Below are 14,889 nucleotides of genomic sequence, written 5' to 3'. Positions count from 1 at the left end.
GATCCCGCCGGCCCTAGGTTTTTACGAAATAGGCTCCTGCGGGATCTCGAGAGGCAACGATGCGCGAATTCAAACGAACCGACCGGGTCGCCGACCAGCTGCAGCAGGAGCTGGCCGTTTTGATCCAGCGCGAGATCAAGGATCCGCGCCTGGGGATGGTCACGGTCAGCTCGGTCAAGGTCAGTCGGGATCTCGGTTATGCCGATGTCTACGTGACGCTGCTGGGTGAGAACGATCCGGCTCGGGTCAAGGAAAACCTGGCGGTGCTCAAGCGGGCTGCCGGTTTCCTGCGCTCGCAGATCGCGCGCCGCATCAAGCTTCGCCACGTGCCCGAGCTGCGCTTTCACTATGACGAAAGCGTCGTGCGCGGGCACAAGCTGTCGGCGCTGATCGACGAGGCCGTCGCCAGCAACCGCCCGCAGGAGAGTGACGACGCGGCTCCGGAAGATGAGGTTCAGAAAGATGGGTCTCAGTCAGACGGTACGCGGAGCGGGGACGGAGAACCACGCTGATGGCACGCCGTCGCAAGGGGTTGCCCATCAACGGTGTGCTGTTGCTCGACAAGCCCCAGGGGTTATCGAGCAATCACGCGCTGCAGCGGGCCCGGCGGTTGTTCCAGGCGCGCAAGGCCGGCCACACCGGAACGCTGGATCCGATGGCGACCGGGTTGTTGCCGGTCTGCCTGGGCGAGGCGACCAAGTTTTCCGCTCACCTGCTCGAAGCCGACAAGGTCTACCGGACCCGAATCCAGTTCGGGGCCGTGACCGACACCGGCGATGCCGAAGGTGAGGTGATCGAGCGCCAGGCCATGCCTGCCACGCTGGATCGTGATGCCGTCGAAGCCGTGCTCGAGCGTTTTCGCGGCGAGATCGAACAGATCCCGCCGATGTACTCGGCGCTCAAGCATCAGGGGCGCAAGCTTTACGAGCTGGCGCGCCAGGGCGAGACGGTAGCGCGTGCGCCGCGCCGCGTAACGATATATGATATGCGCCCGCTCGAATGGGAGCCCGATGGCGTCTGGTTGCAGGTGCGCTGCAGCAAGGGCACCTACATTCGGACACTGGCCGAGGATATCGGCGCCGCGCTCGGTTTCGGTGCGCATATCACTGCGCTGGAGCGCCTGGAAACGGGCCCCTTCGACAGTGAAGGGCGACTCTCTTTCGAAGCGCTTGAAGCGATGAGCGACGAGGAGCGGCTGGCTCGGCTGTTGCCGGTCGATGTCATGCTCGAGCATCTACCGACGCTCAGCGTGACGGAAACCGTGGCTCGGCAATTGCTGCTGGGGCAGCGGGCGGCGGTGGCGGGCACCGAGCTGGCGCCGGGCGCCACGGCGAGACTGTATCGCGACAAATCCTTTCTGGGATTGGTCGAATTGACCGCGCAGGGGGAAGTCGCTCCCCGGCGTCTGGTCGACACGGCAGCATTGGACTTGGACCCTGTCGAGTCGAGGCAAGTCTCGACGGGCGGCGAAGGTCAATCTGTCGGCATCGATTCGATGCACCCGTCTTCGTGACGGTCAACTGGGAGGCTGCAAATATGCGTGGTCTCCGATATTCATCATTCAGGCATATTGCTTGCTGGAGAGTTTTTCATGGCATTAACCGCTGAAAAGAAAGCCGAGATCGTCAAAGAGTTCGGTCAGGGCGAGAGCGACACCGGTTCCCCGGAAGTCCAGGTTGCGCTGCTGAGCGCCAACATCGATGGCCTGCAGAGCCACTTCAAGGATCACAAGCAGGATCACCACTCTCGTCGTGGTCTGATCCGCATGGTCAACCAGCGCCGCAAGCTGCTGGACTACCTGAAGGGCAAGGACTTCGAGCGCTATCAGTCGCTGATCAAGAAGCTCGGCCTGCGTCGCTGAATCGCCCGGCCGCCAGCAACGGCGGCCCAGGCATCAGCGAAAGGCGGTGACGTCTCGTCGTCGTCGAGAAAGTCCTGTCGATTTATCGGCAGGGCTTTTTTCATTCTCACGAGGCGGGTGTCCCGTGTTTTTACGCGCTTCCGACGCTCGTGCCCGATGCCTTGAAGGGTTTGAGCGATCGCCGGCGCTGGGGTCTCTGCGGTCATCCATCCCCCACTAAAGGCGAATACGCAGGATCGGCCGGGGCCGCTATGGTCGCTGAATAAATGTATGATGTATTACTAAAGGATCTCCGATGGCGACGGTCGATTTCGAAACGCTGCAAGCCACCCTGCACCGGATCCTGCTCGAGGCAGGGCTGGCCCCTGGTGACGCTTCGCTCTGTGCGCGCATTCATGCCGAAAGCACGCGGGACGGCGTGCACTCTCATGGTATCGGACGCATTCCCCGGTTCGTCGACTACGTTCGCCGGGGGTGGGTCGACGTCGACGCTTCGCTGGAACCCGTGCAGCGACTCGGCGCCATCGAGGTGCTCGACGGCCACTTCGGTATCGGCATTCGCAATGCGATCCAGGCCACCGAGCGGGCCATGGACCTGGCGCGCGAGCACGGCATGGGGTTGGTCGCGGTGCGCGACACGACCCACTGGATGCGGGGCGGTAGCTACGGTTGGCACGCGGCGGAGCAGGGCTTCGCGGCGATCATGTGGACCAACACGGAGTCGTGCATGCCGGCCTGGGGCGCTGCCACTCAGTCGGTAGGCAACAACCCTCTGGTCATGGCCGTTCCCCACCGCGACGGTCCGCTGGTGCTGGACATGGCGATGTCCCAATTCTCCTACGGCAAGCTGCAGACCACGCGACGCAACGGCGAGCAGCTTCCCATCGACGGCGGTTTCGATGCGGACGGCGAACTGACGCGGGACCCGGCGGCGATCGAAGCGACGCGTCGCCTTCTTCCGACCGGTTACTGGAAAGGGTCGGGACTGTCCATACTGCTCGACGCCCTGGCCGCGCTGTTGGCGCAGGGCCGACCGAGCCACGGTATCGACCGGGTCGAACGCGGCAGCGGTGGAGGGAGTTGCCAGATATTCATGCTGTTCGACCCCGAGCAGCTCGGTGGGCGAGCCGCCTGTGACGCCATCGTCGAGGGCATCCAGCATCATCTGGCGAACGCCACACCCGACGAGTCCGGCCGGGAGGTGCGCTGGCCAGGGGCTTCGACCTGGCGCCGGCGTCGCAGCCAGGAACCGCTGGTACTGGACGACGGCCTCTGGCAGGAGATCCTGGCGTTGACGGCGAGCTAGGCGCGAGCGCCGCGAAGGCGACGACGTCCTGTTCGCGGGCGTTGCGTCGTTTATGGCATAAACTGAAAGCCACTCCTTGTCTTCGAACAACGACAACAGGTGTGATGCCATGAGTGAGCATGTGATCGATGTTGATGGCCGGCGGTATCGGTTCGATGGCCTTGGAACGCTGCTGGCCGCCGCCACCCCTCACCGTTCCGGGGATGCCCTGGCCGGGATTGCGGCAGCGAGCGCCGAGGAGCGAGCCGTTGCCCAGATGGCACTGGCGGAACTGCCTCTTGCCACGTTCCTGGAAGAGCCGCTGATTCCCTACGAGGAAGACGAGGTCACTCGGCTGATTCTCGATCGCCATGATCGTGCCGCCTTCGCGCCGGTTGCCTCGCTGAGCGTCGGCGAATTCCGCAACTGGCTGCTCTCCGAACACGCCGACGGCGAATCGCTCAAACGACTGGCCCCCGGCCTGACGCCGGAGATGGTCGCAGCGGTTTCCAAGCTGATGCGCGTGCAGGACCTCGTGCTGGTAGGCCGGAAGTGCGAGGTCATCACGCGCTTCCGCAATACCATCGGCCTGCCGGGCCGGCTCTCGACACGGCTGCAGCCCAATCATCCCACCGACGACGCTTCCGGCATTGCGGCCAGCATCCTCGATGGCCTGCTCTACGCCAGCGGCGATGCCGTGATCGGCATCAATCCCGCTACCGACAATACGTCCACGGTGGTGACGCTGTTGAAGATGCTCGACGAGGTCATCTCCCGCTACGAAATCCCCACCCAGAGCTGTGTGTTGACCCATGTCACTACCGCCATCGAGGCAATCGAGCGCGGCGCGCCGACGGATCTGGTGTTCCAGTCGATCGCCGGCACCGAGGCGGCCAATCGGGGATTCGGCATCGACCTGGCCCTGCTACGGGAGGGGCGTGAGGCGGCACTGTCGCTGAATCGCGGACCGCTCGGCAACAACGTGATGTACTTCGAGACCGGCCAGGGCAGTGCGCTCTCCGCCAATGCCCACCACGGGCTCGACCAGCAGACGCTGGAGGCCCGCGCCTACGCGGTCGCGCGGGAGTTCGAGCCGCTGCTGGTCAACACCGTGGTCGGCTTCATTGGCCCCGAGTATCTGTTCGATGGCAAGCAGATCATCCGCGCCGGACTGGAAGATCATTTCTGCGGCAAGCTGCTCGGCGTGCCGATGGGCTGCGATGTCTGCTACACCAATCATGCCGAGGCCGACCAGGACGACATGGATATGCTGCTGACGCTGCTGGGTGCGGCGGGATGCCACTACATCATGGGCATTCCCGGTTCCGATGACATCATGCTCAACTACCAGACTACCTCGTTCCATGACGCGCTTTACCTGCGCCAGGTACTGGGACTGCGTCCGGCGCCGGAGTTCGAGCAGTGGTTGGAGAGTAGCGGCATCTACCGCCACGGCCAGGGCATCGCCTTTGGCCACGAGTTGCCGTCGCGTTTTCAGCATGTGCTGGGATCGAGGGGCAGTGCGGGGCTGCCGTCATGAGGGAGAGAGAACCGTCTTCGGCCGGCGAAGCGCTCACCGTCACCAACCCCTGGCAGCGACTGTGCGAATTCACCGATGCCAGAATTGGCCTGGGGCGTGTCGGCGGCAGCCTGCCGACGTCGGCCCAACTGGCCTTTCAACTGGATCATGCTCGTGCCCGAGACGCGGTACACATGGCGCTGGATACCGAACGCCTGATGCCGGAGCTGGACCGTCGCTTTCCGTTGGCGCTGCGGCTGCACAGCCGCGCCATCGACCGCGACGAATACCTGCGCCGGCCGGATCTCGGACGGCGGCTGTCGGAGGAAGCCGAGCAGGAGCTTGCCGCCATCACGCCCGAACCCTGCGACGTCTCGATCTGCGTGGTCGATGGGCTCTCGGCGCGGGCGATTCACGAGCAGGCCATCCCGTTTCTCGACGCCGCGCTGCCGGAGATCGAACGGCTGGGACTGTCGCTGGGGCCGGTGGCCCTGGTGGAGCAGGGGCGGGTCGCGATCGGCGACCCTATCGGCCAGGCGCTCAAGGCGCGCATGAGCATCGTCCTGATCGGCGAACGACCTGGTCTCAGCTCGCCGGATAGTCTTGGACTCTACTTTACCTGGGCGCCCAGGTCTGGCCGGCGAGACAGCGAACGCAACTGCATCTCCAACATTCGTCCGCGGGGACTGGATTACGCCGGCGCTGCCAGGCTACTCGCTTACCTGATGCGCGAAGCCCAGGCGCTGGGCGCTTCCGGTGTGGCACTCAAGGATGACAGCGAGGTCGATTCCCGTCTCGGCGACGGTCGGCAGGGTAATTTTCTGATTCCTTCAGCTTGAAGCCTGCCCCTGTTCTCCGGGTCGCCTTGGACGCGAAGCCAGGCCAACGACGCATATCAGCAGACGCTGCTGAAACGGATGAGCATGCGCCCGATTGACCTGACCTCATCGGCTTCCCCGATCGTGCGTCCTGTGCGCGACTTCGATGGTTGACTGATGGAGAATGATCATTCTATTCTAGAAGAGAACAATCATTCTCCTGGTTTGTCGCCCATGCACGAGGATATGTCTCCCGAAACTCGCCTGCTCCGGTCCACCGAGGCATTGATCTATGCCCATGGCATCAATGCCACGGGGATGGACGCTATCGTCAAGGCATCCGGTGTTTCGCGCAAAAGTCTCTATCGTCTGTATCCGACCAAGGAAGCATTGATCACCGCCGCGTTGTCTCGTCGCGATGACCGCTGGATGCGCTGGCTCATCGATGGCACATCGGAGGGTGGGGCCATTCAGCGCCTTCGTGCCATTTTCCCAATGCTGCGTGAGTGGTTCGCCTCCCCCGATTTCCACGGTTGCGCTTTTATCAACGCTGCGGGGGAAATCGGCGATCCTGGCAGTGATATCCGCGCCGTGTCGCAACAGCACAAACGGCGTTTGCTGGAGTATTTGAACGGGCTGTGCGGCGCATGCGGATTTTCCGATCACGAAGAGGTCGCCAGGCAACTGCTGATATTGATCGATGGAGCGACTGCGGTAGCGATGGTGACCGGTCAGGCCGGTGCCGCCGATAGTGCTGGCAGAATTGCCGAACGGCTGCTGCAAACCCCGTCGCCCAGTGACGAATGAACCACTTCTCGACAGATGAGGTCGCTATCATGGATGCTGAAAATCGCCCCCCATTACCGCCATTCGACCGAGACAGTGCCGTACTGAAGGTGCGGCTTGCCGAGGATGGCTGGAATAGTCGCGACGCTGCCAAGGTCGCTTTGGCCTACAGCTCGAACACTCGTTGGCGCAATCGTGCCGAATTCGTTGATGGCCGCGATGACGTCCGTGCATTTCTCGAGCGCAAGTGGGCCAAGGAGCTGGAGTACCGCCTGATCAAGGAGCTTTGGGCTTTCGATGGCAACCGTATTGCCGTTCGCTACGCATACGAATGGCACGATGACTCTGGTAATTGGTATCGCTCCTATGGCAACGAGAACTGGGAGTTCGGCCCGGATGGTCTAATGATCGACCGCTACTCCAGCATCAACGACAGGCCGATCCGGGAATCCGAGCGTAAGTTTCGATGGCCGCTGGGGCGACGTCCCGACGATCATCCCGGGCTCTCCGATCTCGGGCTGTGATGCTGGTCGATAGACGACGAAGACAGGGTGGCGACTGCCGAGTCTACTCTTCAAGGCCAAGACCAGCTTGGCCTCAGGCATCGAATTGATCGTTTGCGCTAATCCACCCCCACAGCGCAAGCTGGGGCGTATCTCGAACACCCACTACAACGACGCAGGGGGGAGCATGACGCAACCGAATATTCTGGTGCTGATGGCCGATCAGGTGAACGGCACGCTGTTCGAGAATGGGCCGGCGGATTTCCTGCACGCGCCGAACCTGAAGAAGTTGGCCAAGCGAGCGGTGAACTTCAAGAACGCCTACACTCCGAGCTATCTTTGTGCGCCGGGTCGCGCCGCTTTCATGTCGGGTCAACTGCCCTCGCGTACCGGTGTCTACGACAACGCCGCCGAATTCCGTTCCGCCGTGCCGACCTGGGCGCATCATCTGCGTCGCGCTGGCTACTCCACCTGCCTCTCCGGCAAGATGCATTTCGTGGGGCCGGACCAACTGCATGGCTTCGAGACCCGGCTGACCACCGATGTCTATCCTGCCGATTTCGGCTGGACGCCGGACTACCGCAAGCCGGGTGAGCGCATCGACTGGTGGTATCACAATCTGGGGTCGGTCACCGGTGCCGGCGTCGCCGAGATATCCAACCAGATGGAATACGACGACGAAGTCGCCTTCCACGCCGAGCAGAAGCTGTTCGATCTCTCCCGCGGCCACGATCCGCGGCCTTGGGCGCTGTGCGTGAGCTTCACCCACCCCCACGATCCTTATGTCGCGCGGCGCCAGTTCTGGGACCTGTATGAGGATTGCGAGCACCTCGACCCGGAGCAGGGTGTGGTGCCGTTCGAGGAACTCGATCCGCATAGCCAGCGGGTCTTCGAGGCCAACGACTACACTAAATTCGATATCCAACCGGAAGACGTGCGCCGAGCACGGCGCGGCTATTTCGCCAATATCTCCTATATCGACGACAAGGTCGGCTCGATTCTGGATGTGCTGGAACGGACCCGGATGCTCGACAACACCATCATCGTGGTCTGTTCCGATCACGGCGACATGATCGGCGAGAAAGGACTGTGGTTCAAAATGAGTCCGTTCGAGGGCTCCTCGAGAGTGCCGCTGATGATCGCTGCGCCGGGACTGGAGCCGCGTTCGGTGGAGACACCGGTGTCGACCATTGATATCAACGCCACGCTGGCCGATCTGGTGGGGATTGATCTTTCCGAGGTTGAACCCTGGACCGATGGCCAATCGCTGCTGTCGTTGGCACGAGGCGGCACGCGCGAGGCGCCGGTCTACATGGAGTACGCTGCCGAAGGCACACAGGCGCCACTGGTCACGATTCGCGAGGGCAAGTGGAAGTTCAATCACTGCGAGATCGACCCGCCGCAGCTGTTCGATCTCGAGACCGATCCGCACGAGACCCGCAATCTGGCCGAAGACCCGGAGTACGCGACGACACTGGCCGAGTTTCAGACCAAGGTCTGCGAACGCTGGGATATGCAGCGCTTCGACGCCGAGGTGCGCGAAAGCCAGGCCCAACGACTGATCGTCTACGAAGCGCTGCGTAACGGGCACTACTATCCATGGGATCACCAGCCGTTGCAGGATGCGTCCCAGCGCTACATGCGCAATCATATGGACCTCAACATTGTCGAGGAGTCCCAGCGTTTCCCCCGTGGTGAGTGAAAACCCGCCGAGGTGAGGGCCCTCTACGCAATCTGTCGGCCTGCGGCGTATGAGCGGGCGCCGCATCCGCGTACAATCCGCGTGAGACGAACGTCCAAGACGAAAGTCGAGCCTGTCTCGGCTTTCGTCGTTTCGTTCCCTCTGTCGTCGTTTCATTCACGCCGTTTCCGCGAGATCCCCCGCTGTGCTCTCTACTGCCAATATCACCATGCAGTTTGGCCCCAAGCCGCTGTTCGAGAACGTTTCCGTCAAATTCGGCGGTGGCCATCGCTACGGCTTGATTGGCGCCAACGGCTGCGGCAAGTCCACCTTCATGAAGATTCTGGGGGGCGATCTGGAGCCGACCGGCGGTCAAGTGATGAAAGATGCCACCACGCGGCTGGGCAAGTTGCGCCAGGATCAGTTCGCGTTCGAGGACGAGCGCGTGATCGACACCGTGATCATGGGCCACGAGGAGTTGTGGGAAGTCACCGCGGAGCGTGAGCGCATCTACTCCCAGGCGGAGATGAGCGACGAGGACGGCATGAAGGTCGCCGACCTGGAGGTCCGCTTCGCCGAACTCGAAGGCTATACCGCGGAGTCCCGGGCCGGTGAACTGCTGCTGGGGCTGGGCATCCCGCTGGAGCAGCACACCCAGCCGATGAGCGTGGTGGCGCCGGGCTGGAAGCTGCGCGTGCTGCTGGCCCAGGCGCTGTTCAGCGATCCCGATGTGCTGCTGCTCGACGAGCCCACCAACCACCTGGACATCAACACCATCCGCTGGCTAGAAGAGATCCTGCGGGCGCGCAGCTCGACCATGATCATCATCTCCCACGACCGCCACTTCCTGAACAGCGTCTGCACCCATATGGCGGATCTCGACTACGGCGAGTTGCGGCTGTTCCCCGGCAACTACGACGAGTACATGATCGCCGCCACCCAGGCCCGCGAGCGCCTGCACGCCGACAACGCCAAGAAGAAGGCTGAGATTGCCGAGCTGCAGCAGTTCGTCAGCCGCTTCTCGGCCAATGCGTCCAAGGCCAAGCAGGCCACCTCGCGCCAGCGCAAGATCGACAAGATCCAGCTCGAGGAGGTCAAGCCCTCGTCGCGGGTCAGCCCGTTCATCCGTTTCGAGCAGAGCAAGAAGATCCACCGCCATGCGCTGACCGTGGATAAGCTCTCCAAGGCGTGGGGCGACAACGTACTGTTCGAGCGTTTCGGACTGCAGGTCGAGGCCGGTGAGCGCATCGCCATCATTGGTCCCAACGGGATCGGCAAGACCACGTTGCTCAACTGTCTGGTCGGTTCGATGACGCCGGATGCGGGCGAGGTGAGATGGACCGACGCGGCGGAAGTGGGTTACTTCGCTCAGGATCACGCCGCCGATTTCGAGAGCGGCGAGACGCTGTTCGAGTGGATGCGCCAGTGGACCACCGAGGGAGAGCAGACCGTGCGTGGCGCGCTGGGACGCATGCTGTTTTCCAACGATGACATCGGCAAGTCGGTCAAGGTGATCTCCGGCGGTGAACAGGGACGCATGCTGTTCGGCAAGCTGATCCTGCAGAAGCCCAATGTGCTGGTGATGGACGAACCCACCAACCACCTCGACATGGAATCGATCGAGGCGCTCAACCTGGCGCTGGACAACTACCCCGGCACGTTGATCTTCGTCAGTCACGACCGCGAGTTCGTCGGTTCGCTGGCGACGCGCATCATCGAGATGAAGGAGGATGGCATCGTCGATTTCAGCGGCAACTACGACGACTACCTTCGCAGCCAGGGCGTTTACGGCTAGCGCTCGCTTCAATACCGCTCTCTGGCAGGGAATGGACTACGCTGCACGACAGCAAGTCCATTCCCGTTCAGGAGAGTTCCGTCATGACAGTCCATCAAGACAACCCCGCCAAGACACTCGATGCCGCCAAGACCGCCTTAGTGCTGATCGAATTCCAGAACGATTTCACCTCTGAAGGTGGTTCGCTTCACGACGCCGTGAAAGACGTCATGGCTCGTGACGACATGTTGGGCAAGACGCAGGAGCTCGTCGCCAAGGCGCGTGCCGCCGGTGTCAGCATTCTGCATGCGCCGATCCATTTCGCGCCGGGCTACGGCGAGATTACGTGCCAGCCTTACGGCATCCTGGCCGGTGTGGTGGAAGGAAAGGCGTTCGTGAAGGGTGAATGGGGCGCCGAGATCTGCGATGCCCTGACGCCGCAGGCCGACGATATCGTCATCGAAGGCAAGCGGGGCCTGGATACTTTCGCTTCGACCAATCTTGATTTCATCCTGCGCAGCAAGGGGATCGAAACGATTGTTTTGGCCGGTTTTCTGACCAACTGCTGCGTGGAGTCGACCATGCGTTCCGGCTACGAGAAAGGCTTCGAGGTGTTGACGCTGATCGACGGTGTCGCAGCCACCAGCGCGGCCGAGCACGATGCGGCGATCGCCTACGACTACCCGATGTTTTCCAAGCCGATGACGATCGCCGAGTTCACCGAACGGTTGCCGGCCGCCGTTTAGTGCTAAACATTTCCGGGTGGGGATCGAAATGGCATGGCGAGGGTCTATCGAAAAGCCGGCGGTGACGCATCGCTGTCATCATTGGCCAGACAAGGATCGTCGGCATACTGTCATGCCGGCCAGGCCCGCACAGGACGGGACTCGACGAAGGAGCGACGAGCGATGATGTCACGGACAGGATCCGTTTCGGTACTACTGGGCGCCTGGCTGATGGCCACGGCGACCACGGCGTTGGCCCTGCCCAGCAGCTTTCCCACCGGCACCACCTACTACGATCCCGAGCGGGCCTACAACGGCTTCGTGCTGTTCCCCGGCGGCGATGGCAAGACCCATCTGATCGACATGAAGGGTAACGAGGTTCATCGCTGGGACTACGAAAGCTTTCCGCCGGTGGCGTTGAGCGCGGATCAAGCCGACGGGGAGAAAGGGCATTTGCTGGTACAACTGGCGCGTGCGGAAACACTTCCGGAACACGCCAGCCCCGGCAATGGACTGACCAACGCCTCGGTCGCCGAAGTCAATTGGGATGGCGAGGTGCAGTGGCAATGGGGGAGCCAGCAGGATCCGGTTTATCAGCACCACGACATGCGCCGTCTGGCCAACGGCAACAACTTGGTGATGACCGCCGAGATGCGCGAGCTCAACGGCTTCGACTACCCGATCATCGAAAACGGTATCGAAGAGGTCGATGGCGACGGTCAGGTGGTGTGGGAATGGAAGTCCGGCGACCACCTCGATGAGATGGGGTTTTCCGACACCGGTCTGCGGGCACTCAAGGATTCCGAGGATCCCGACTTCCTGCACTTGAATACGGCGGTGCCGGTGGGACCGAATCATTGGTACGACGACGGTGACGAGCGTTTCGCGCCGGACAATGTTCTGGTCAACTCCCGCAACGCCAACGTCACTTTCATCATCGACAGGCAGAGTGGCGAGATCGTCTGGCGCATCGGCCCCGACTTGCCGGCACTGCAGCTCAACGGTGAGCTTGGTCGCCCCGTGGATCAGACCGTAGGGTCCCACGATGTTCACCTCATCCCCGAGGACCTGCCGGGCGCCGGGAACATGCTGATCTTCGACAACCAGGGAAACGCCGGCTTTCCGCCCTCGAAGCAGGGGTTCTTCTCAGCGTCTCGCGTGATCGAGGTGAACCCGAGCAGCGGCAAGATCGTGTGGCAGTACACGGGCAATATGTCGGGACGCTCGCCCTACACGTTCTATAGCTCGTTCATCTCGAGCGCCAGGCGGTTGCCCAACGGCAATACGCTGATCGACGAGGGTCAGGACGGCCGTCTGTTCCAAGTCACGTCGGAAGGCGAGATCGTGTGGGAGTACGTGAGCCCGTTCTTCGGCAAGTCGATGCCGAATGACGATTACGTCACCAATCAGGTCTACCGCGCGCAACTGGTGGATTATGATTGGGCGCCGGATGGCACGCCGCACGAGGAGACCCCGGTGAAGGCCAACTGCAGTTTGTATCCGGCGGCGCCGGGTTGTCATCCGGGCGAATATGAGGACGCGACAGGATGATAGAAGGGGGCAGGGCGGCGGCAAGGCGTCGCACGCTGGCCGGATGCAGGTTGCGCGGTCTCTGCGTAGACTCCAAGTGACACTCTTGTGCGCGAGCCATCATGCCCAGTCACGCTTCCGACGTCCCGACTCCGACATCTCGCCCCCTGGACGAGAGCCCTTCCGATACATTGATCGTCGGCGCCGGGGCTACCGGGCTCGCCACCGCCTGGGCTCTGGCCAAGCGAGGCCAGAGCGTCACTGTGTTCGAGAGTCAGGCCCAGGTTGGCGGCAACCTGCATACCGAGCGCGATGGCGAATGGCAGATCGAGCACGGCCCCAATACCGTGATCATGAAACCGCCGCTCTATGCGCTGCTGGATGAGCTCGATCTGCTCGACGAGGCGCAGCCGGCCAACGCCATCGCCAACAAGCGTTATGTCGTGATGGACGGCGAGCCGGTGGCGCTGCCGATGAAGCCCATCGATGCGTTGACCAGCCCTCTCATCGGCTGGCGCGGCTGGGCCCGGCTGGTTCGCGAGCCTTTCGTCCCCCGTTCGAACGCGCCGGAAGAAACCTTGGCGGTTTTCGTCGAGCGGCGACTCGGCCCACGGATTCTCGCACGCATGATCGATCCCTTCGTCTCCGGCGTCTACGCAGGCGATCCGGGCAAGCTATCGGTCCAGGCCGCCATGCCGCGCCTGGCAGCCATGGAGCAGGAGCATCGGTCGCTGATCATCGGTGGTATCAAGCGCCTGCGCCAGGCGCGTCGCTATCCTGCCGGGGTTCCCACCGAGTGGCGCGGCAAGCTGGTGAGCTTTCCTCGAGGCCTGCAATATCTTGTCGACCGGCTGGCGGAGCGTATCGCTGCCCAGCCGGCAGCCGTCATCCACACTCATTGTTCTGTGCATATCGTTCGACATGAAGAGGAGCATTGGGTCGTGGAGGACAGCCAGGGCCGTGAATGGCGAGCCAGGTCGCTTGTACTGGCGGTGCCCGCACCGGTCGCGGCGCGGCTGTTGCGCCCACTGGACGAAGCGCTCGCCGAGCCGTTAGCGTCGATCGTCTACCCGCCGGTCAACGCCATTGCGCTGGGCTTCCGTGAACAGGATATCGAGCACCCGCTGGACGGGTTCGGCGTGTTGATTCCGCGTGGCGAACGCCGGCGTACCCTCGGCGCACTGTTTTCGTCGACGCTGTTTCCGAGTCGCGCTCCGGCTGGGCACAAGCTGCTGAACGTCTTCATCGGCGGGCGTCAGGATCCGGCGGCGGCGGCGGACGGCGACGACGACACGCAGGTCGCGCGAGTGCTTGATGAGCTGCGCGATCTGTTGGGGATTCGCGGCGAGCCGGTATGGCAGAAGGTAACGCGTTGGCCGCAGGCCATTCCGCAATACGAAATTGGCCATCTGGCACGAATCGAGGCGCTGGACGCCGCGCTTCAGGGGCATCCCGGGTTGTACCTGGCGGGCAATTGGCGCGGCGGTATCGCAGTGGGGGACTGCCTGGAGAATGGGCGGTTGCTGGGGGAGAGACTTGGGGGCGGACGCCGCGATTGAGCGTGGCATCCGCATCGTCTTCGGGAGGGGCGTTATTTGTCTACCAGTTCAGCCACCGATGTCATGATCTCCTTGGGCCGGAACGGATAACGCTCGATCTCAGTCTTGTCGGCAATGCCGCTCAGCACCAGGACTGTATGCATGCCCGCCTCGATACCGGCGACGATATCGGTGTCCATGCGGTCGCCGATCATGCCGGTACCATCCGAGTGAACGCCGAGCTTGTTCAGCGCCGAACGAAACATCATCGGGTTGGGTTTGCCGACGATATAGGGCTTGCGGCCGGTGGCCTCGGTAATCAGGGCAGCAATAGCACCGGTAGCCGGCAGCACGCCTTCCTGGCTGGGACCGGTGGCGTCCGGGTTGGTGCAGATGAATCGCGCGCCCTGAATGATCAGGCGAATCGCCTTGGTGATCGCCTCGAACGAGTAGGAGCGGGTTTCGCCCAGCACGACGTAGTCCGGCCGGGTATCGGTCATGATGAACCCGGCTTCGTGGATCGCCGTGGTCAGGCCGGCTTCGCCGACGACGAAGGCCGAGCCACCCGGTGCCTGATCGCGCAGGAACGCCGCCGTGGCCAGCGCCGAGGTCCAGATCTTCTCCTCGGGGACCTCCAGACCGCTTTGTCGCAGGCGTGCGCTAAGATCGCGGGGTGTGAAGATTGAGTTGTTGGTCAGTACCAGAAACGGAATCTCCCGCTCCCGCCACTGATTGATCAGGTCCGCGGCACCGGGGATGGCCTTGTTTTCATGGACCAGGACGCCATCCATATCGGTCAACCAGGACTTGATGTTGCGTCGACTCGCGGTGTTGTCTTTCTTGCTGGCCATGTGACCCCTTAGCGTACG

At 62.6% G+C, this 14,889-nt stretch carries 14 protein-coding genes; 13 read left to right on the top strand and 1 reads right to left on the bottom strand.

From position 1 onward, the window contains the following. The first annotated feature begins 59 nt into the window (after positions 1-59). The 13 genes from rbfA to hemG all read left to right on the top strand — a co-directional run bounded on the left by rbfA (position 60) and on the right by hemG (position 14,041). Positions 60-512, top strand: a complete 453-nt coding sequence (gene rbfA / locus F0A16_RS11445; protein WP_149435518.1) for a 30S ribosome-binding factor RbfA — start codon at positions 60-62, stop codon at positions 510-512. Continuing rightward, positions 512-1,513, top strand: coding sequence for a tRNA pseudouridine(55) synthase TruB (truB, locus tag F0A16_RS11440; RefSeq protein ID WP_149435517.1), 1,002 nt, complete (start codon positions 512-514; stop codon positions 1,511-1,513). Before rbfA ends, truB begins: the two co-directional genes overlap by 1 nt. Positions 1,514-1,591: 78 nt before the next feature. Further along, the gene (rpsO, locus tag F0A16_RS11435) at positions 1,592-1,861 is read left to right on the top strand and encodes a 30S ribosomal protein S15 (RefSeq protein ID WP_149435516.1); all 270 of its coding nucleotides are present in this window, start codon (positions 1,592-1,594) and stop codon (positions 1,859-1,861) included. Between the two features lie 295 nt (positions 1,862-2,156). Beyond that, positions 2,157-3,167 carry a 3-dehydro-L-gulonate 2-dehydrogenase gene (yiaK, locus tag F0A16_RS11430; RefSeq protein WP_149435515.1) on the top strand — a complete coding sequence of 337 codons (1,011 nt, stop codon included), beginning with the start codon at positions 2,157-2,159 and terminating at the stop codon, positions 3,165-3,167. A 109-nt stretch (positions 3,168-3,276) separates the two neighbouring features. Continuing rightward, complete coding sequence (locus F0A16_RS11425; protein ID WP_149435514.1) at positions 3,277-4,686, top strand: ethanolamine ammonia-lyase subunit EutB; 1,410 nt, start codon at positions 3,277-3,279, stop codon at positions 4,684-4,686. Then, positions 4,683-5,504: an ethanolamine ammonia-lyase subunit EutC gene (eutC, locus tag F0A16_RS11420; protein ID WP_149435513.1), complete on the top strand. Its 822-nt coding sequence runs from the start codon at positions 4,683-4,685 to the stop codon at positions 5,502-5,504. Before F0A16_RS11425 ends, eutC begins: the two co-directional genes overlap by 4 nt. Positions 5,505-5,660: 156 nt before the next feature. After that, positions 5,661-6,290, top strand: a complete 630-nt coding sequence (locus F0A16_RS11415; protein ID WP_223119776.1) for a TetR/AcrR family transcriptional regulator — start codon at positions 5,661-5,663, stop codon at positions 6,288-6,290. Between the two features lie 29 nt (positions 6,291-6,319). After that, complete coding sequence (locus tag F0A16_RS11410; protein ID WP_149435512.1) at positions 6,320-6,793, top strand: nuclear transport factor 2 family protein; 474 nt, start codon at positions 6,320-6,322, stop codon at positions 6,791-6,793. 166 nt (positions 6,794-6,959) lie between these two features. Next, positions 6,960-8,474 (top strand): choline-sulfatase, encoded by a 1,515-nt coding sequence (betC, locus tag F0A16_RS11405; RefSeq protein ID WP_149435511.1) that lies wholly within the window; start codon positions 6,960-6,962, stop codon positions 8,472-8,474. Between the two features lie 184 nt (positions 8,475-8,658). Beyond that, a complete protein-coding gene (locus F0A16_RS11400) occupies positions 8,659-10,248 on the top strand; it encodes an ABC-F family ATPase (RefSeq protein ID WP_149435510.1) in 1,590 nt (529 codons plus the stop codon). Positions 10,249-10,331: 83 nt separating this feature from the next. Next, entirely contained in the window at positions 10,332-10,973 is a 642-nt protein-coding gene (locus tag F0A16_RS11395) for a cysteine hydrolase family protein (RefSeq protein ID WP_149435509.1), read from the top strand. A gap of 162 nt (positions 10,974-11,135) precedes the next feature. Then, positions 11,136-12,503 (top strand): aryl-sulfate sulfotransferase, encoded by a 1,368-nt coding sequence (locus F0A16_RS11390; RefSeq protein ID WP_223119775.1) that lies wholly within the window; start codon positions 11,136-11,138, stop codon positions 12,501-12,503. Positions 12,504-12,604: 101 nt separating this feature from the next. After that, a complete protein-coding gene (gene hemG, locus F0A16_RS11385) occupies positions 12,605-14,041 on the top strand; it encodes a protoporphyrinogen oxidase (protein ID WP_149435508.1) in 1,437 nt (478 codons plus the stop codon). Positions 14,042-14,073: 32 nt separating this feature from the next. Here the strand turns inward: hemG and F0A16_RS11380 are convergent, their stop codons facing one another. Continuing rightward, a complete protein-coding gene (locus F0A16_RS11380) occupies positions 14,074-14,871 on the bottom strand; it encodes an HAD-IIA family hydrolase (protein WP_149435507.1) in 798 nt (265 codons plus the stop codon). Positions 14,872-14,889 lie beyond the last annotated feature (18 nt).

The organism is Salinicola corii, from assembly GCF_008298015.1.
Taxonomy (GTDB): domain Bacteria; phylum Pseudomonadota; class Gammaproteobacteria; order Pseudomonadales; family Halomonadaceae; genus Salinicola; species Salinicola corii.
Note: the sequence above shows the minus strand (reverse complement) of the source record. Positions and strands in the feature narration are given on the sequence as shown.

Coding starts and splice junctions, on each gene's coding strand:
- rbfA (WP_149435518.1), top strand. CDS start 60: ATGCGCGAATTCAAACGAACCGACCGGGTCGCCGACCAGCTGCAGCAG.
- truB (WP_149435517.1), top strand. CDS start 512: ATGGCACGCCGTCGCAAGGGGTTGCCCATCAACGGTGTGCTGTTGCTC.
- rpsO (WP_149435516.1), top strand. CDS start 1,592: ATGGCATTAACCGCTGAAAAGAAAGCCGAGATCGTCAAAGAGTTCGGT.
- yiaK (WP_149435515.1), top strand. CDS start 2,157: ATGGCGACGGTCGATTTCGAAACGCTGCAAGCCACCCTGCACCGGATC.
- F0A16_RS11425 (WP_149435514.1), top strand. CDS start 3,277: ATGAGTGAGCATGTGATCGATGTTGATGGCCGGCGGTATCGGTTCGAT.
- eutC (WP_149435513.1), top strand. CDS start 4,683: ATGAGGGAGAGAGAACCGTCTTCGGCCGGCGAAGCGCTCACCGTCACC.
- F0A16_RS11415 (WP_223119776.1), top strand. CDS start 5,661: ATGGAGAATGATCATTCTATTCTAGAAGAGAACAATCATTCTCCTGGT.
- F0A16_RS11410 (WP_149435512.1), top strand. CDS start 6,320: ATGGATGCTGAAAATCGCCCCCCATTACCGCCATTCGACCGAGACAGT.
- betC (WP_149435511.1), top strand. CDS start 6,960: ATGACGCAACCGAATATTCTGGTGCTGATGGCCGATCAGGTGAACGGC.
- F0A16_RS11395 (WP_149435509.1), top strand. CDS start 10,332: ATGACAGTCCATCAAGACAACCCCGCCAAGACACTCGATGCCGCCAAG.
- F0A16_RS11390 (WP_223119775.1), top strand. CDS start 11,136: ATGATGTCACGGACAGGATCCGTTTCGGTACTACTGGGCGCCTGGCTG.
- hemG (WP_149435508.1), top strand. CDS start 12,605: ATGCCCAGTCACGCTTCCGACGTCCCGACTCCGACATCTCGCCCCCTG.
- F0A16_RS11380 (WP_149435507.1), bottom strand. CDS start 14,871: ATGGCCAGCAAGAAAGACAACACCGCGAGTCGACGCAACATCAAGTCC.